9 protein-coding genes and 1 pseudogene are annotated in these 18,817 nt (G+C 67.6%); 5 read left to right on the forward strand and 5 right to left on the reverse strand.

The window, feature by feature from the left end; translation table 11 throughout:
• Positions 1-142 precede the first annotated feature (142 nt).
• Positions 143-847: a transposase gene (locus AB0I10_RS21990; protein WP_363154232.1), complete on the forward strand. Its 705-nt coding sequence runs from the start codon at positions 143-145 to the stop codon at positions 845-847.
• 255 nt (positions 848-1,102) lie between these two features.
• Positions 1,103-1,988, forward strand: a pseudogene (locus tag AB0I10_RS21995) (endonuclease NucS domain-containing protein).
• A 2,091-nt stretch (positions 1,989-4,079) separates the two neighbouring features.
• Here the strand turns inward: AB0I10_RS21995 and cas3 are convergent.
• The 5 genes from cas3 to AB0I10_RS22020 all read right to left on the reverse strand — a co-directional run bounded on the left by cas3 (position 4,080) and on the right by AB0I10_RS22020 (position 10,580).
• A complete protein-coding gene (gene cas3 / locus AB0I10_RS22000) occupies positions 4,080-6,461 on the reverse strand; it encodes a CRISPR-associated helicase Cas3' (RefSeq protein ID WP_363154234.1) in 2,382 nt (793 codons plus the stop codon).
• Positions 6,462-6,469: 8 nt separating this feature from the next.
• The gene (gene cas5, locus AB0I10_RS22005; RefSeq protein WP_363154235.1) at positions 6,470-7,147 is read right to left on the reverse strand and encodes a CRISPR-associated protein Cas5; all 678 of its coding nucleotides are present in this window, start codon (positions 7,145-7,147) and stop codon (positions 6,470-6,472) included.
• A gap of 159 nt (positions 7,148-7,306) precedes the next feature.
• Positions 7,307-8,329 (reverse strand): type I-B CRISPR-associated protein Cas7/Cst2/DevR, encoded by a 1,023-nt coding sequence (gene cas7i / locus AB0I10_RS22010; protein ID WP_363154236.1) that lies wholly within the window; start codon positions 8,327-8,329, stop codon positions 7,307-7,309.
• 48 nt (positions 8,330-8,377) lie between these two features.
• Positions 8,378-9,790 carry a hypothetical protein gene (locus AB0I10_RS22015; protein ID WP_363154237.1) on the reverse strand — a complete coding sequence of 471 codons (1,413 nt, stop codon included), beginning with the start codon at positions 9,788-9,790 and terminating at the stop codon, positions 8,378-8,380.
• Between the two features lie 31 nt (positions 9,791-9,821).
• Positions 9,822-10,580, reverse strand: coding sequence for a CRISPR-associated endoribonuclease Cas6 (locus AB0I10_RS22020; protein ID WP_363154238.1), 759 nt, complete (start codon positions 10,578-10,580; stop codon positions 9,822-9,824).
• Positions 10,581-15,705: 5,125 nt separating this feature from the next.
• Here AB0I10_RS22020 and AB0I10_RS22025 point away from each other — a divergent pair.
• The 3 genes from AB0I10_RS22025 (at position 15,706) to AB0I10_RS22035 (ending at position 18,795) form a co-directional block, all read left to right on the forward strand.
• Entirely contained in the window at positions 15,706-15,984 is a 279-nt protein-coding gene (locus AB0I10_RS22025) for a hypothetical protein (RefSeq protein ID WP_363154239.1), read from the forward strand.
• A 172-nt stretch (positions 15,985-16,156) separates the two neighbouring features.
• Complete coding sequence (gene eccD / locus AB0I10_RS22030; protein ID WP_363154240.1) at positions 16,157-17,512, forward strand: type VII secretion integral membrane protein EccD; 1,356 nt, start codon at positions 16,157-16,159, stop codon at positions 17,510-17,512.
• Between the two features lie 53 nt (positions 17,513-17,565).
• Complete coding sequence (locus AB0I10_RS22035; RefSeq protein WP_363154241.1) at positions 17,566-18,795, forward strand: MinD/ParA family protein; 1,230 nt, start codon at positions 17,566-17,568, stop codon at positions 18,793-18,795.
• Positions 18,796-18,817: the final 22 nt, after the last annotated feature.

The following is an 18,817-nucleotide window of genomic DNA, read 5'->3' on the forward strand; positions in this document are numbered from 1 at the left end:
TCGATGTGTGCGGCGCGTCCGAAAATGATCTCTGGTCCGTCCTGGGGGCGGACAGCAAGGAAGCATCGGCGGTGCTTGTGTCGCCTGCTGTGAGGGACCCGCCGATGCTTCCGGATGCGACCTACCCGCATCTCTGCTCGCCGTGCTGGGTGCCTTGCGCGGCAGTTTCACCTCGCCGAGCTTCTCCACGTTCGCCGCGCTGGTTACCGGGCTGATCGCGAACACGGGCCGGGGCACGGTCACCGGGATGCTGCTGGGCGTGAACTTGACGCGTCACTGGTCCCACGACCGGGCCCACTCCTTCTTCGCCCGTGCCCGCTGGGACCCGCAGACGCTTGGCGCGGCGCTGTCCCACCTCGTGGTGCGCTCTGTGGTGCCTGACGGCGGCGTCTTGACGGTGGCGGTGGACGACACGCTGTTCAAACGGCGCGGGAAGAAGGTCTTCGGCACCGCTTGGCAGTACGACGGCTCCGCTGCCGGCCGCGATGGGATCGGCTACGGCACCTGCTTCGTCGTGCTCGGCCTGATCGTGGACCTGCCGTTCATGGCCCGGCCGGTGTGCCTGCTGGTGGCCGCCCGGCTGCACCGCCCGAAGGGCGAGAAGACCAAGGCCGAGCTGGCTGCTTCCATGATCCGGTTTCTGGCCGCCTGTCACTGGGACAGGCGTATCGATGTGGTCGCTGACGCCGCCTACCACGGCAAGGCGCTGCGTGACCTGTCCGTATCTGTCACCTTCACCACCCGGGTGCCGTCCAACGCCGTGCTCTACGCTCTCGCTCCGCCGCCGACCACCGCGAGCGCGCCCCGTGGTGCACCACCAAAACCACCCCGGCGTTCGCCGACATGACCGCCAAGCTCCGCAGCACCATCATTGCGGCTCGATTTATGCCCACCACCCCACGTCGGCCCACGGATGCGGGAATCCGGGAGGTCCAGCGCGCCTGGGCCGCCGCCGACGATGACCAGGCAGCCTGACACCCGAGACACACTCTGACGGATGGTCAGAATGTCGAAAGTCGAGAGCGATAGCGCCCGTATGTAGCAACGAGGAATAACGGACAACCCGCCCGACGTTCCTGCTCTTCGAGTCGAGGAGGGGAAGGTGTCGGGCCTGAAGCTGTTCAACACGAAAAGCGGCGTGACGGAGGTCATGCCGCGTCTTGCTGAGGTCGAGGCGGATGTGCAGGGCCTCATCGAGGCGCACATGGAGACGATGCTGGGGGTGCGGTTCCTGGCGAGCGAGTACGTCATCGACTGCGTTGATGGTGGGCGGATCGACTCGCTGGGGATCGACGAGAACAACGCACCGGTCATCGTGGAATTCAAGCGCGGCACCGACGCAGGCGCGATCCACCAGGGCCTCTACTACATGTCGTGGCTCATGGCCCACAAGGACGCCTTCCGGAGTGGTCCGCGACCGGCTCGGGGCCCCGGCCGCGTCCCAGATCCTGTGGAGCGCACCCCGTCTGATCTGCGTCGCCGGAGACTTCACCCGCTACGACGCGCACGCCGTAGGCGAGCACCGCCGCAGCATCGACCTGATCCGCTACCGGTACTTCGGCAACGAGCACATCGGCCTTGAGACCGTGGCCTCGGCCACCGGGAAGTCGGCCGTAACGAGGCGGACTCGCCGGCGCGCGGCTGTACTGCCGTCGGCCCGAGGGCAGGGCGGGGCGATGGCGGAGCTGGCCGAGGCGGTCGACGAGGTGCTGCTCGGCCTGGGGGACGGCGTCACCCGGGTCCAGCGCAAGCAGTACGTGGCCTATCAGCGGCTGCGGAACTTCGCCTGCGTCTGCCCGCCGCAGCAGACCAAGCTCCTCGTCTACCTCAAGGCCGACCCGAAGGAGGTCGACCTCATTCCCGGCTTCACTCGGGACATGACGGGGCTCGGCCACCACGGCACCGGCGAACTGGAGGTGCAGCTGCGTACGGAGCGGGACTTGGAGCGAGCCCAGGACCTGTTCCGCCTCAGCTACGCCGCGGCCTAGCAGGCCAGCGGCCGGCACGGTCGCGCATGGCGGGATGTGCAGTTATGGGCTGTCGTCGTGGCGCTGCCTCTCGACGTGTCGGTCAGGGAGTGGCAGTGGACCTCTAAGGATGCGGCGGATCTCCGGTTTCGGTGACAGGGAATCCGCTGTTATTTTCCCGGGTTGGCCGTGGGAGCGGACGGTTTGTGCAGCGTGGTGCTATCGGGTCCGGGGCGAAGTGGGGCCGGGGCCCGAGGTAACCAGATGTGGCGGGCTAGGTGATGCGGCAGGTTCTGAACCCTACGCCCGGGGCCAGGTCGTAGCAGGACGCTCGGTTGGTTGGTGCCCCCAGGGCGATGAGGACAAGGGCGTCCCCATCATCAAGGGCGTTCACGTGACGTTGGTACCCCTCCGGGAGTCGATGAGGACCCCCAGCGCCCGCAGATCGCTTTCCTGCGGATGACAGTGTTGGTACCCCTCCCAGAGACGATGAGGACCGCCGCGGTGAAGCTGACCCGAACCGGTCTTCGCGAGTTGATACCCCTCCCCGGGGCGATAAGGACACGCGGGCCTGCGCACGCCGTCCGCCCGCATCCACAAGTTGGTACCCCGCCCAAGGGCGATGAGGACGTCAGCCAAGGCGATTCAGATCCGGAAGCTGCGGCGTTGGTACCTCTCGCAGGGGCGATCAGGACCCTCGTACCTGTCTTTGGGCACTTGACAGTCACGTCGTTTAATCCCCTCATAGGGGCGATGAGGACCGGCTCGATCGCCGACCCGCTGGTGATCGGCGTCTAGTTGATACCCCTCCAAGGGGCGATAGGACGCCTCCGAGTCACCGTCGACACTGGCACCCTGCGCGCGTTGATGTCCCTCCCAGGGGTCATGAGGACGAACTCGCCCGCGCATACCAGCACCTCGACGACGGGTTGGTACCCCTCCCAGGGCGATGAGGACCGCCCGCCTGGACGCGGCCACCACCACTGTCCTCGCGTTGATACCCCTCTCAGGGCGATGAGGACGGCCCTGCGGCAGGCGCAGGCTGACCCCGTTGCCCTGTTGATACTCCCCCAGGGGAGATGAGGACGCCTCCGGGTCTACTACCCGGCCGGTTGCGTGCGCCAGTTTATACCCCTCCCAGGGGCGATGAGGACAATGCCGCATGGGGGAGGCCGGCGCTCGCTACTCGTGTTGGTATCCCTCGCCAGGGGCGATGAGGGCGAGGAGCCGCTGCTGATCTGGCTCGACCAGACCACCCGGTTGGTACCCCTTCCAAGGGCCGATGAGGACCTGTGAGCCTGCGTCACTGTCGCGAGCGCACCACTCCGTTGGTATCCCTCCCAGGGGCGACGAGGACTCGATGGCGGCCGCGGTGTCGGCGTCTACGTGCCGCTGTCGGTACCCCTCTCAGGGGCGATGAGTGCCACCGTGTGGGCCGACAAGCGCGCCGCGCAAACCGAGTTGATACCCCTCCCCGGGGCCGATGACGCCCATCATCTACGCCGAGCCCAAGGGCTCCTCCAACCCGTTGGTACCCCTCCCAGGGGCCATGAGGGCCGGGGACCACCTGCGAGACCTGGCCGAGACCGGCCTGTTGATACCCCTGCAAGGGGCTATGAGGGCACGCATCCAGGCGGCGCTGGCCGACGGGCCGCTGATGTTGGTACCCCTACCAGAGGCGATGAAGGCCAAGGCCCGACGACTGCGGCGCACGGCCGGATCGCACGTTGGTACCCCTCCCAGGGCCGATCAGGACCACCGGTCGGCCTCCACCGCGAGCTCGGCGACGTGGTGGTACCCCCCGAGGGGCAATGAGGGCGCTGCCGTGCGGCGCAAGCTCTTCACGATGCAGCAATTGGTGCCCCAGGGGCGATGGGGACGATCCACCAAGTGCGGTGCCGCACTCATGGTCCACGGGTTGGTACCCCTCTCAGGGGCGATGAGCACGGCCACTACCGAGCCACGCGCAGTGCTGCGTTTGTGGCCTCTTTACGGGGCGATGAAAGCGCAAGGCAAGGCGCGTACGTTGTTTGTGACCCCTATGCGGGTCGATGAGGTGTATTCGGTTCTCAAGCGTCGGGCCCTGGTGGGGCGTTCACCATATCGGGATGGTCAGTGTCGGATCTCGCCGAGTCCGTTTTCCTCATCGTAGTCGGCGTTGATGACGCCGACTTTCAGCTGTTCGTCCCATTCGGCGGTGACGTTTCCCGTTACGGGGATGAGGAGGTCTTCGGCGAGGAGCCGGCCTGGGCGGCGGCCGTTGTCGGTGGCGAGCCGTTCGGCGTATTCGTCGCGGTTGGTGGCGAGGATGACTTCCTGGCCGTCGAACATCGCGTCGAAATCGTTCCGGAGCTTGGATCGGTCTTTGAAGGGTTCTGTCCAGGTCAGGAATGCTTCGGTGAACTTCTCTTTGGCCTGGTCGAGTTCGGCTCGCCAGGTTTTGCCCCATGCGCTTGTGTCGTCGTAGATCTCGTTGAGCCACGACGTGATCATTGCTTCGTCGATTACGTTGCCGTCATGGCGTTGGAGGATGTCCCAAGCCAGTGATACGGGGGCCTTGGGGTAGACGCCGTCGGCGAAGAGTCCGCGTTCGCTCTTGCGGGGCATGTATTGGGGGGCGTGGACGATGACGTCGGCCGGTGGTCGGGTTCCGGAGCGGTTGACGCGGCCGAAGCGCTGGCAGAGGGCGTCCATCGGGGCGCAGGCGGTGTGGATGGTGTCGAAGTCGACGTCGAGGGAGACTTCGACGGTCTGTGTGGCGACGAGGAGTCCGCCGGTGCGGGTGGTCTGGCCATTTCTGTACCGCTCGCTGATGCGGTTTTCGATGTTGGCGCGATGGTCGCGGCGGTATCGGGAGTGGAGCATGATCGCGGCGTCGCGGTTGCCGTGGATGCGGCGGGCGGTGGGGGCCAGGTGCTGATAGAGGGCGCGAGCGGTGGGACGGTTGTTGGCGACGACGAGCAGGGCTTCACCCGCTTCGAGCCGGGCTTCCATCTCGGCGATGGCGGCGTCGGACCGCAGGGCATGGGGGCGCACCGAGAGTCGGTGGCGTTTGGGGAATGCGGTGCCTTCGGGTGGCTGGACCAGGTGGGCGGACTGGTTGAGGGTCTGGCAGATGGCGTCCTGGAGGGCATCGGGGAGGGTGGCGGAGACGATGCCGAATCGGCCGCCGAGGTGTTCCCAGAAGGCCATCATCGCCAGGATCATGCCGAGGCGCTTGGGGTCGTAGGCATGGAGCTCGTCGAGGATGAAGAGGCTGTTGGCGGTGTCGGCGAGGACGGCGGAGTGGGCGGGGCCGGCGAGGGTTCCGCGCAGTGGTTGGTAGGGGGTGCCGACGCGGATCAGCTCGCGGAAGAGGCGGGTGGCGTTCTCCTGGGAGAGGGACTTGCGGGCAGCGGTGAGGGCTTCGGCGTTGGTGGCGCACTCGTCGGCGAGGGCGCGGGAGAGGTAATACGAGGCGGCGCGTGAGTGGGAGACCCCGATCTGATCGGCTGCCTTGAGGTCTTCTTCGAGGCGTCGGACCATGGCGTTGATGGCGGCGAGGTAGGGCAGCAGGTAGAAAATTCGCGGGGTTCCCTGGCCTGCGGCGGTCATCTCGGTCAGATTGCGCAGGGCCCACAGGAGCACGGCTTCGGTTTTTCCGCTGCCGGTCCAGGCTCGGATGATGACGTGGCCGCTGATGTCGGCAGCTTTGAGCTGGTGCGGGCGGAGTTGGTGGCCCTTGGCGGCGAGCCGGGTTTCGAGGTGCTGCCGGTACTCGGGGGTGAGGGGGTGGCGGGTGTGGATGGGGGTGTGGGCTGAGGCCATGCGGTCGGCCATGGTGACGGCGCCTTGGAGCATGACGGCGGCCAGGCCGTCGGCTTCCTCCTCGGGTTCGAGTTCCCATTCCCATCGGTCGAGGAGTTCCCCGAAGAGAGTGTGGGCGTCTTCGATGAGGGTGTCAGGGGTGAGGGCGGGGGTGGGGCCGGGCGGGATGAGTCCGGCGTTGACGGCGGTGGTGTGCATCCAGGCGGCGAGGTCCTGTAGTGCGTTTGCGTCGATGGGGCCGAACTTGGCGGCGAAGTCCTCGATGCTGTCACGGCCGTAGAGGGGCAGGAGGGAAGGTCGCTGGCCGCCGTCGCCGGTGATGCAGCGGTGGTGGGTGACAACACCTGCGGCGATCCAGAGGATCTCTTCCTTCGGCAGAGCCGCGAGGACAGTGGGGAGGAAACCGAGCGAGAGGACTTCGTGCCGTTCCCCCCAGACTTCGGCGGGTTGGCTGGTGTTCCCGATCTGGATTTGGAAGCCATGTGCGGCTTTGCCGGGGTCGTGTAGCAGGCCGGCGAGGCGGACCCAGATCGCGAACCTTTCGGGGAGTGCGGGGACGCGGCCGATGCGGGTGGTGACGGTTTCACCGCGGCGCATGGTGGTCAACGAGTGGTCTTTGAGGGTTTCGCCGTGGGTTTGGTTGCCGTAGGCGCTCTTGGCACGGAGGCAGCGGGAGGCGTCGTACATCGGGGTCCTTATACGGCGGCGAGGGCGGTGTTGGGGTGGGTCGGCGGGAGGAGGATGAGGGTCTGGCCGTCGGTGGTGACGTAGTCAGCTGTGATCTGGGCGGGGCAGCCGGTGCGGGAGTAGCGGTAGGTGCCCCAGGCCGTACGCGCTCGATCAATGGAGATGGCGGTGGGGAGCTGCATCTGTTCGCCGTTGTCGCGGACCGCGGGGTCCGGCGCGGTGGCGTGGGGGATGAGCGCGTGTCCCTGTGTGCCGGTGCCGCCGGGGGCGAGGTGGACGCGGCGGGTGCGGGCGGTGGCAAGGTCCTGGGAGCGTCCGAGCCGCATGGGCCACACCGGGGTGCGGATGGCCTTCTCCCACATGTCGAGGTCGTGGAGGAGCCAGGCGGTGAGGGTGATGTTGGTGAGGAAGTGCCGGTCCTTGATGGTGGCGTTCCTGCTGGCGGCCTTGGCGGCGGCTGGGTGGTAGGTCTCCAAGTCGACGCCGGAGCCTTCGGCGGTGAAGGTCATGGCGAAGCAGGTGTTTTCCGGGATGGAGTCCCAGTTGCCGACGGTGGCGGCGAGCATGCCGCCGACCGTGCTCGGAGGAGGACATGGCAGGCCGACTTGGATTCCCTGATATAGGGGGTTGCGGAAGCTGGCGATGGGGGCGGTGACGGTTACTTCGATGGCTTCGATACTGCTCATCAGCGAGATCCTTGATGGTTGGGCGGCAGGTCTTCGAGAATCCGCACCCGACGCCCGGCGTATGGACGTCGGGCGTTGAGTGCGATTCCTCGCGCTGTTCCCTCGCGTGCGGCCTGGGCAGCTGATGCTGTGGCGGGCCTCAAAGAGGCTGCGGTTTTCCTAGTCCTGGAACCAGTTCTCGTGCTGGCCGGTCGTGATCTCGTCGGCGAGCTGGGACAGGACCACTCGGGGATGGTCGATGATCAGCCGCTGGTCCTTGATGAGGTCGGACAGTTCCTCGCGTGCAATCTCGCGCTGCCCTCCCAGGAACGACGGAGCCCACCCGAGGCGGACGGTGCCGTCGATGACATCGGACCAGGCGTCTACCTCCTCTCGCAGAGTTGCGGAGTTGAAGCGGATCTCGTTGTCGACCACGTTCAGGATGCGGGTGAAGGGCTGGTTGCCGCCCTGGACGGGAGCCAGCAGGATCAGGGCCGGGGTCCGGTCACCGAAGTGGGCCGCGCTGCTCGCGCCGCCGTGTGTGGCGGCGATGGTGCGCAGGAGGACAGCGGTGCGGCGGCGGCGTTCCTCGATCGGGAGGAGAACGCCGGCGATGCCGCGGCGCGTGACCTCGGTCGCGCCGGCCTGCATGGCTTCCTGTACGGCCTCGTCGGAGAGGGATGCCTTGCGGACCTTGCCCTGCTGCTCGAAGAACCCGATGCGCTGCAAGTCGAGGCGAAGGTCGCCCTGGAGGGCGGCGGTGTAGAACTCGTGCTCGTGCAGGATCGGATTGGCTCCGGTCGGCAGCCCCCGGCTCATGGTGCCGAAGTCGCGGGTGGGGCGCTCGGGGGCGATGGAGACGAAGGTGCCGGTGTTGAGGACGGTGTCGCGCATGAACGTGGCGGCCTTGGTGGCGGCCATGTAGCCGAAGAAGTCGTCGTCCAGGTACTTGTCCGGGCGGCCGGAGGTGTACGCCTGCTGCTTGGCATCCTTGCCGTTGACGATGACCGGGCTGGGGGTCTCGGTGTCGGGGAAGGAGTCCCTGACCATCCGCCGCCACCACTGAGCGGAGCCGTAGGGGTAGGTCTTGCCGCCGGTACGGTGTTGCTTTACGGGGGTGACGTTGCCCTGGTCGGCGGTGCCGCGGCCGTTGTTGGGGGCGCCGGCCTGGATGTCGAGGACGGCCTTACCGGTGAGGTACATGCGGGTTCCTTACGCTGGAAGTTGAACGGACCTGTAGTGGTGGGGGTGTTAGTCCTGGTCGTCGGTGTCGAGGGTCTTGAAGTCCTCGTCGGAGGTGCCTTCTTCGACGGCGGCGACCTTGGCTCCGCGGGTCGCGAGTTCCTCGAAGGTGGCGACGAACAGCAGCTCGCGGGCGGACCAGGAGGCGTTGCCGGAGTCGAACAGGACGCGCCATTGGCGCACCGAGATGAAGGAGTCGTTCTCGGCGTCGGCGGGGCGCTTGCGAGACCAGTCCGCGATTTCGGCTTTGAGCCATGCCTTGAGGTCGTTGGGACGGCGGGTGGCGACGGTGAACTTCTTGAGGCGCTTGTCGTCGTCCGCGACGACATCGGCGACGCGGCGTGCGACGGCGACGACATGGGCGACGTCGGATTCGAGCACGTGCAGGACCTCCGTGAGGTAGGAGCGGATGAGAGGGGCGAGGTGGGGCACGGACGCCGGGATTGAGCCGGGTGCGGCGTGCTTGGGCGGGTTGAGAATCTGGTCGCGCATCCAGCCGATGGCCCGGGACGGGATCTGTTCGGGTTGGTTGAAGGCGCGCCAGGCGAGCATGCGCAAGCCCGAGACTTTGGCGGTGGCTTGGGCCTGGGCGAGGTAGCGGAACCCGGTACGCCGGTCGGTGCTGCGGACGGTGGAGCGAAGCCACTCGGCGAGGGGCTGCTCTATGACCTCGGACTGGAACTTCTGGTCCTGGTTGTTGTTGGAGAACTGCAGGGTCTGGACGCCGGCGGTGACGCGGTGATCCCACCACCGCAGGGCCTTGAGCGCCGCGAACTCAATGGCAAAGGTGCCGCCGCCACCCTTGAGGTCGCCGCGGGTGATCATGCCCTGGAGGTTGTCGCGGACCTCGCTTCGGGTGATGCGGGCCATGAACCTTTCGTCCCAGGTGTGGATGCCGTTGAGGAGTCCACCGCCGGCGGTGCAGGCGTAGGGCAGGGCGTGGAAGCTGGTGACGCACGGGAAGCACAGAGGGGTGCCTTCGTGGTCGGGCGCGGTGGTGTTGCGGTGCTCGATGGAGGCGCCGAGGGGGATGTCTCCCTTGCCGTACCAGGCGGCGGCAGGCCGTCCGCAAAGGGTGCAGGGGACACCGGGCCACTTTTCGGCCGGGGGGCAGGTGCGCCAGGCGGTGATGCCCTCGCGTGTGCGCTTGCTCTTGTAGTGGAGGGCGCAGTTGGGCCACAGGACGTAGGAGACGCCGAGGAGGTACCAGCCGGGCTGGCCCTTGGCGATGGTGCTGGTGGTAATGAGGTCGCCGATCATGCGCTGGACGACCGCGCGGAACTGGTCGCCGGTGATGGTCTCGGGATGGGAGACCTTGGCGAGGGTGGCGATGGCGTAGGCGCCGGCGCGCTGGAGGGGGTGGGCGGTGAGCTTCAGCGTGTCCTGCAGGAAGGCCGTGGTGGTCATAAGGGCATCACCCATCGCTTTGACGCCTGTTGGAGGTATGAGCAGGTCACGCGATCACCCATCCGAATCCCGCGCTCGTGGCGCCGCCGATGCCGGCGGACCACAGGGCTTGAAGAGCGGCCGGAGTGCCGGACACGTCGACCTCAATCGGCGCGCCGGTCTTCTTGCCGCGCTTGACGGTTGTGGGGCTGTCGGAGCCGTGGCCGACGACGGAGAAGGAGCGCTTCGGGCCGATCCAGGTGATGCCTTGGAGCTGGGCGCCGTCGTGGCCGAAGGTCTCGCAGCGGCGGCGAAGACTATGGGCCAGCGCGACGTCGAAGCCCGGCTCTCCCGGAAGGAGCCAGCCGCCACGGATCAGCTCTCCTGTAGGGGTGCGGGCCGCCTCGGCCTTGATGGTGATCGGGTTGATAGTGCGCAGCTTCGTGCGGCCAGATGCGAAGGCGGGCGGCGTGATCCGGGTGACCTTCTCGACGTTCAGCGCGACGCCGCCCCAGTCCATGATGGGGATCATCTGCAGGTCGCGTTCAAGAGCGTCGATGAGCTCGGGTAGGGGGCTGCCGAACTCCAAGATGCCGGTCCCGCCGGCAACGTAAGTGCCGCGGACGCGCTGCGGCTTGGGGAATTCCGGAGCGCTATGGCCGAAGGGCGCCATCTTGTGCGGGCCCCACCCCTGGGCGTGGATCACGGCACCGAGCTGGGGCGCCTGCCGCTGGAGTGCGGCGTAGACAATCCCGCGGCCGGGCGCGATGACGTCGTCCCACGGGATCTCGCGGGCCCTGGTGGCGACGTAGACACGAAGTCGCATGCTTCCCCTCCTTTCTGCTGGTCAGCGGGCACACGTGTGCCCGCGCAGGCTGGCAATGCCGGTGCGGTTTTACCTAAATGCGTGGTTTGATGCGGTATGTCTATCACACTGAAATCCCTTACGTGCGGCCTGAGTTGAAGGTCTACCAGCGGCCACTGACAGCCGATCAAAATCGATCGTCGAGCACCAAAAACGATCCATAATGGGCGCGTTGGGGTGCTGTCGGTGGAGTGGGATAGCGTCTGCGGAAGCCGCGTCGGGCAAACGTCCGGAAGCGCATGACGACTTGAAAACCTCACACCATTCATCGCCCCGTACAGGGGCAGCAAGCTACTGACGTGGTGGCGTCGACTGGCGGGATGGGGCCTCATCGCCACTGAGAGCGGCACTAACACGGGCATCTCCCTCTGGACGGCGCCCGTCGTGCCAGCCCCGACCTGCCCTCATCGCCCCTCGGAGGGGTACCAACATGCATCCGCCGTCGTGGCGGTAGGCGCTGGGCGGGCGTCCTCATTGCCCCTCGGAGGGGTACCAACAAGCCGAATACGGCGCGCATCGGGATTCGTCCCAGGTCCTCATCGACCTTTGAAGAGGTACCAACGGCATGGCCGGCAGGAGCATCGCCACCATGCGCCCCGTCCTCATTGCCCACAGAGGGGTACCAACGTGGCCGGCCCCACCACACCCGTGCGGCGGGCGAGAGTCCTCATCGCCCCGCGCAGGGGTACCAACAAGAGCGGCTCAGACCCCAAAGCCACCAGGGCCCGAGTCTTAGTCGCCCCTCGGAGGGGTACCAACCTGCATCTCCGCAGGTAGGGCCGCTTCCGGCCGCCTCGGTCCTCATCGCCCCTCGGAGGGGTACCAACACGTCGACTCCGGTGGTGTGGGCGACGATGCGGCGGTCCTCATCGCCCCTCCGAAGGGTGCCCACCGGCGGTGGTCCTGGACGTACAGCTCGTCCTTACGTCTCCTCGGAGGGGTACCAACGCCCAAGCCAGGGCCGCATTCTGGGTGGCCGGCGGGTCCTCATCGCCTCTGGAAGGGGTGCCAACTGCGAGGTCGACCCACGCGCGGCTGGATGGACCGGCCCCTATCGCCTCTGGGAGGGGTGCCAACGCGGCGGTGCGGCCGGGCTCGGCACTCCACCGGTCGAGTCCTCATCGTCCCTCGGAGGGGTACCAACACGAGGCCGACAGGCTGTTGGAGAAGGGCGCGCCGGGTCCTCATCGCCCCTCCGTAGGGGTAACAACCAGGAGGAGGCCAGCAGCAGGCGCCGGGCACGCGAGGGTCCTTATCGCCGCTTGGAGGGGTACCAACGCGAACAGGCCGTCGCCACCATCCGTCGGGAGGCTGGTCCTCATCGATCCTCGGAGGGGTACCAACATCCCGTACTCGACTTGGCCGGTCGCCGACTGCGAGTGTCCTCGTCGCCCCTGAGAGGGGTGCCAACACGCCGTGCCCGGCGTCAGGGTCCGCTCGATCGCCTCTTCATTGCCCCTCAGAGGGGTACCAACGCGACCTGGCGGTATCCGTCAAGGGCGGCGTCGGTGTCCTCATCGCCCCCGGAGGGGTGCCAACTGGACGGTGAGGTCGGCAGCGCACTTGCGATTGCCGAGTCCTCATCGCCCGTCGGAGGGGCACAAACCCGACGAGACCGACGACCGGTGAGTTGACGATCCCCGTCCTCATCGCCCCGAGGAGGGGTACCAACATGCTTCCTGAGCCGGAGTTCGCCTCCCCTGCCTCGGGTCCTCATCGCGCCTCGGAGGGGTACCAACTGTGCGCGGCGAACTGCGGCGGCGTCCAGGCCCTGGCGGTCCTTATCGCCCCTCGGAGGGGTACCAACCCGGATGGTCCCCCGAAGTGCGGTCCGGTCTGCTGGTCCTCATCCCCCCTCGGAGGGGTACCAACTCGAAGAAGCCCACGCGGTCCGGGCACTCGGGCTCGGGTCCTCATCGCCCCTTGGCGGGGTACCAACATCGCGCGGGCCTGGATGGTGTCCAGGGCGCGGGCGGGTCCTCATCGCCCCTCGGAGGGGTACCAACGGGGCCAGCACGTCCATCGGCACGAGCGCCCAGGGGGTCCTCATCGCCCCTCGCAGGGGTACCAACGGCTCGCAGCCGTCCTTCAGGCCGGCGACCACCGGGCGTCCTCATCGACCCTCGGAGGGGTACCAACTCAATGTTGGTCCACTGGGCGGCCTCGACGGTGCCGAGTCATCATCGCCCCTCGGAGGGGTACCAACACGGCGAGGACGTTGAGTCCGCGGTCGGCAGCTTGTCCTCATCGACCCTCGGAGGGGTACCAACATGCGGTAGTCGGCGGCGCGGTAGCCGAAGTCGGCCGTCCTCATTGCCCCTTGGAGGGGTACCAACGAGTAGAGCTGGCTGCCGGCAGCGGTGAAGTAGACGGGTCCTCATCACCCCTCGGAGGGGTACCAACGTGTGGATGGGGGGCAGCTCGGCGGCCTGGAGGATGGTCCTCATCGCCCCTCTGGGGGGGGGACCAACAGCACCGCGTACAGGATGGGCGGTACGAGCGCGGTGGCCCTCATCGCTCCTCGGAGGAGTACTAACAGGACGGGGGGGCGCCCTGGCGGGCACGGCGGCCGCGACCACATCGCCCCTCGGAGGGGTACCAACCCGCGTCGCAGAGCCAGGCTCGCCTTCGCCTCCCACGTCCTCATCGCCCGTCGGTGGGGTACCAACAAGTTCGGCCGCATCGCACAGCGGCATGCCGGCCGTGTCCTCATCGCCCCTCGGAGGGGTACCGACACCATGGCGTCAAGGGTGAAGCGGGAGGCGCTGCGCCTGTCCTCATCGCCCTCGGAGGGGTACCAACACCGCGTGTACGCCTACGGACTCAGACCCGTCGCCGGTCCTCACCGCCCCTCGGAGGGGCCGCGACGACGCCGGTCGCGTAGCTCTTGCTGGCACCGGGTCCTCATTGACCCTTGAAGGGATACCAACGCGTAGTGCGCGTTGATGGTGTTGCGGCGGGCTGCTGGTACTCATTGTCCCTCGGAGGGGTACCAACATCTCGTACGCGGGGCCAGTGGGTAGGTCAAGGCGTGTCCTCATCGCCCCTCGTAGTGGGTGCCAACGCTGCGCTGGGCTGCTTGCCCGCCTGCGCGCGGGTCAGGTCCTCATCGCCCCTCGGAGGGGTACCAACAGGTAGTGCAGCCGCTTGATCTGCGAGCGCTCACCGCGCCCTCATGGCCCTTGGGAGGGGTAGCAACCACAGCTTTCGCGCCAGATCCTTGGGTAGCTGGCACGTCCTCATTGCCCCTCGGAGGGGGTACCAACATGTCCGGGAGTCCGGCGGCGACGCGCTGCGCGGCGTCCTCATCGCCCCTGGGAGGGGTACCAACATGAGAGTGGAGGGGGAACCGAACTCGCGGCGGTCGTCCTCATCGCCCCTGGGGGGATACCAACTCCGCGAGCTGGTAGGCGATGACGGCGGGGTCGCGCGGTCCTCATCGCCCCTCGAAGGGGTACCAACATGACAGCTCGGTGGGCGAGAGCCAGCAACAACGTGGTCCTCATCGCCCCTCGGAGGGGTATCAACGCGAGGAACACGAACGGCCGGCCTGTGCGGTCGCGGCGTCCTCATCGCCCCTGAGAGGGGTACCAACCTCTGTGAGCACCACACGCTGCCGATGCACCTGCAAGTCCTTATTGCCCTGGGAGGGGTACCAACTCAGGGAGGTCTTTGATCGCCTCGCGAAGGCGTCCAGCGTCCCTATCGCCCCTGGGAGGGGTACCAATAACGAGGTCAGCCGGACTTGGCCGGCGCTGAAGAGGGTCCTCATCGCCCTTCGGAGGGGTTCCAACGCGAAGACACGCAGGTTCTGCTCGGGGAGGACGGCTGCCCTCATTGCCCCTGGGAGGGGTACCAACCTCGCGCAGCTCCTCGCGTGGAACCCGAAGTACAAGGCCCTCATCGCCCCTGGGGGGACCAACGCGGAGTGCGAGAGGTTGCCGTCCGGGAGCACGTCGTCCTCACCGCCCTGGAGGGGTACCAACGCCAGCCGGCAGACCTTAGGCCGCTCCGGATCGGTGTTCCTCATCACCCCTCGGAGGGATACCAACGCGGTATCGCCGGGCTCCCGACCCCTCGGGGGGCCGTCCCTCGTCGCCCTCGGAGGGGTATCAATGTGCCGTCGTCGTTGCGGCCGGCGACCCGGCGGGCGGGCCCTCATCGATCCTCGGAGGGGTACCAACGCCAGGAGCCGGTGCCGCGGTACGCCGTCGCAGGTGGTCCAGATCGCCCTTGGGAGGGGTACCAACTCCTGGACGAGCGAGCCAACGTGCAGGTACTCCACGGTCCTCATCGCCCCTGGTTGGGGTACCAACAGGGTCGGCAGGCGCCGGGCGGCGGCCTCGGCGATCGTCCTCATCGCCCCTCGGAGGGGTACCAACAGCCAGCTCGTGCTTGTGCTCAGCGCGACGTCGGAGGGTCTTTATCGCCCCTCGGAGGGGTACCAACTCATAGCCAAGTTCCAGACGGTCAGCCGGAGCGACGGGTCCTCAACGCCCCTGGCAGGGGTACCAACTCAGGTGTGGGGAGGGTGAGCCCCGGCATGCGCATGGTCCTCATCGCCCCTGAGAGGGGTACTAACACATCTACTGCGTCGTGGCGTTCAAGCGGGAGCGGGAGTCCTCATCGCCCTGGGAGGGGTACCAACTACACCTTCGGCCGGATATGGGCGGAGATGTGACGGGGCCCTCATCGCCCCTGGGAGGGGTACCAACTGCGCCTGCTTCGGGGACATCAAGCCCCGCAGACAGGTCCTCATCGCCCCTCCGGGGGCAGGGGGCGGTGTTGCGTTGCGGCGGTAATCGGCATCCGAAAAGGGCTGATCTGCTCCTGAGCTCTTGATGACCCTGGGGTGCGCTGCCAACTCACCCATGGTTTAGGTTGCAGAGGCACGGTGTGGGGGGAGTTCGAATGCCGCTGGCAGAGCAGTCGTCCAGTCGATGGCCTGGATCCAGGTCGAGGCCGTCGCGCGCGCCACACATGCCGCGCAGCGGGACGAGGCGGGGCGCCCCTATGCCGAGGCCGATGACGGGGGGTTCATCGACCGTGGCTGAGGCGACGGACGACTGAGGCGACGGACGGCGAAATGGCGCGGGATTACGACAGTCAGCTGCTGGAGTCGGTGGCGGTACGCCGACGCAGGATGCGCGATGCCTTGTTGTTCGGTGCGCAGCGGGGGCGGCGCACGGCGGACGAGCGGCTCGGGAAGGTCTTCGCGGGGATCGCTATCACGGCCGTCCTGTGCGCGGGGTGTGTGGGATGGTCCTTCCTTCAGCACACGCTGGCGCAGCAGAGGGCCGAGCAGGAGAAGCAGCAGCGCCAGGTGCAGCAGTACGGGCAGCCGATGAAGTCGGCGAAATCGTAGAAGTCCACAGATCAGATTCGGACAGGCTTTGCTGCATTCCCGGGAAATACGCGCAGAGCTCCCCGTGATGGGAGAAGGGTTGCCTGACGTGGGGCCGGGTGGAAGTCAGTAGCACAGGCAAGTCCAGTTTGGCCCGAGGGTTCGTCAACGCGGCGATGATAGGTTCCTGTAAGTGGTGAGCAGAGCAACGACTTCCCGGGCGCAACTGAGCCGAGTGACTTTGGTTGGCGAGCGACGCCGGGCGGACATCGTCCTGCTGTCTGACACGCCTATAGGGCAGCTGATCCCGGATGTCCTGCAGTTGCTGGACGACCGGCCTGCATCGGGGCCGATGGCACGGCAGTTGATTACGTCCGATGGCTCCGTCCTGCCGCATGAGAGCACGCTGGCGTCGGCTGGGGTTGCTGACGGCGCTGTGCTCCGTCTCGTCAGGACGCATTCTGCGCCGCCCGCTCCCGTGGTGCACGACGTCACCGACCAGGTGGCTGATGACCTCGACCTGTGGGCTTGGCGCTGGCGTCCTGCCGCACGCCGGGCAAGCGCGGGTGTGGCGACCGTCGTCTTCGCGGTGATCGCCGCGCTGCTCGCCCGCCGTGAGTTGGCGCTCGGCGCCCTGGTCGGTGCTCTGTCAGCCGTCACGCTCGTGCTCCTGGCGGCTGGTGCGCTCGTTGCCAAGGTCGGGCGGGGAAACCGGGGTCTGGCGACCGCGCTTCTGGTTGCCTCCGGTGGGCTTGGCGTTCTCACTGCGTGGACGGCCGCTGATGCGTACGGCTGGCCGGGCACCGCGCGGCTCGCCGCTGTCGCGGGCGCGCTGGTCCTGACGCTTGTGTTTCTCGGTTATTTCTCGCCGCTGGGCAAGGGCGGGCTCGTTGGCGCCGTGACGACCGCCACGATTGCCGTGGTGTGGGAGGCGGTTGCCGCTGTTCAGGGTAATTCGGCCCGGCTCGGCGCTGTCATGGCTGTCTTCTCTCTGGTGCTGCTCGGTCTGCTGCCGCGGCTGGCGCTGATGGCGTCGGGGCTCACCGCGCTCGATGACCGTCGCTCGGGCGGTGTTTCTGTCAGTCGTCACCAGGTGGGTACGGCGCTGGCTGCGACGCACCGCGGCCTTGCCCTCTCGACGACTGTCACTGCGGTTTCGGCGGCCTCCGCCGGCTGGCTGCTCACCCTGGCCGAGAAGCCGTCCGTGTGGACCGTGGGGCTGGCCTCGCTCGTCGGCGTGGTGCTGGTGTCGAGGGCGCGGGCTTTCCCGCTGGTCGCCGAGGTTGTTGCGCTCTTCGCTGCCGCGTCCTGTCTCGTCGTGCGCCTGGTGATGTTGTGGATGGAGCATGCGGGGGGCGGCGGGCCGCTGGCTGTGTTGTGTGTGGCTGCGGTGCTGCCGCTGGTCGTTTTGGCGGTGCAGGTGCCCGAGCATGTGCAGGTGCGACTGCGGCGCATGGGCGATCTGGTTGAGTCCATTGGCATGGTGGGGCTCTTCCCTCTCGCCTTCGGCGTGTTCGGTGTGTACGGGCAGCTGCTTAACCAGTTCTGAATCGATGTGCAGGTGCTCCGGGCGGGGCCGCAAGGTGGGGGAGGAGGACAGGCATGCCGAACGGAGACGGCTGGCAGGGTGATGTGCTGCGCGACCTGAGAGGCGGTGCCCCGGGTCCCTCCGGGCAGACGTACGGCGCTCCCGCTCCGGGACCGGGCCGCCCCGCGCAGAGCGCCCAGGTCCCGAACGTCGCCCATGAAGGTGGTGCGCCCCGGCAGGCCGGCTACCCCTACCCGGGGCAGGAGCAGCAGGCGGACCATCAGGGCGGCCGGCCGCAGCACACCGGCTACCAGCACCAGGAACAGAAGCAGCAGGCCCCGGCCGCGCACACCCCAAGCCCCCAACCCCACAACGCCCCCGGCTCCCCGCCCGTCGTGGACGAGGGCCTGGCCAGCGCCGTACGCCGCAAGCCGCAGCACGGCGAGTCCTTCGCCGCCCGTGCTGCACGCGCCCTGCGCCGCACGCTGGCCTCGTCAGCCGCGCGCGAGGTCGCCGCGATCACCCGCACTGCCCAGATGCTCCAGCAGCCTGTGACGACCGGCCGGCAGATCGCCGTCACCTCCATCCGGGGCGGTTCCGGCAAGTCGACCGTTGCCGCGCTGCTGGGCACCACGTACGCGCACTACCGGCAGGACCCGGTCCTCTTCCTGGAGGCCGATCCGGCACTCGGCTCGCTGCCGCTGCGGCTCGGTGCCAAGTCGTGTCGCTGGACCACCAGCGACATCGCGGACCTCGTCAAGCCGGACATGTCGCTGCTCGACGTCACCGGCTATCTCGTCCAACTCCCCAACAACGCCTGGCTGCTGCCTGCGAGCCAGGGGCAGATCGGCGTGATGCTGGACAGCCAGGCGTACGAGCGCGCCGTGGTCGCGCTGCGTCGCTATTTCGGTGTGATGGTCATCGACTGCGAGACGCTGCCCGCCGAAGTCGCCCGGGTCGCGCTCGCCGCCGCTCATGGCCGGGTTCTGACCGCACCCGCCACGCCGGAAGGCATCAGCAGTACGTATTCGGTGCTCCAGTGGATGCAGGGGCTGCCCCGGCATGTGATCGCCGGCACGGTCGTCGTGCTCACCGAATTGGTGCCCCACTCAGGACCCGAACTCGACGAGGCCGTCCAGAAGCTCCAGTCCACCGGGGTGAACGTCCAGGTGCTGCCGTATGACCGGCACTTGGCAGCCGGTGGCCCGGTCCATACCGAAATGCTCGCTCACCCGACCAGAGAAGCCGCCGCCCGCCTCGCCGCAGACGTCTTCCAGCTCTCCCTCTCCCAGCAGCGTCACTGACCCAAATTGCCGAGCCCGATCA

The sequence above is a fragment of the Streptomyces sp. NPDC050636 genome, assembly GCF_040654775.1.
Lineage (GTDB): Bacteria > Actinomycetota > Actinomycetes > Streptomycetales > Streptomycetaceae > Streptomyces.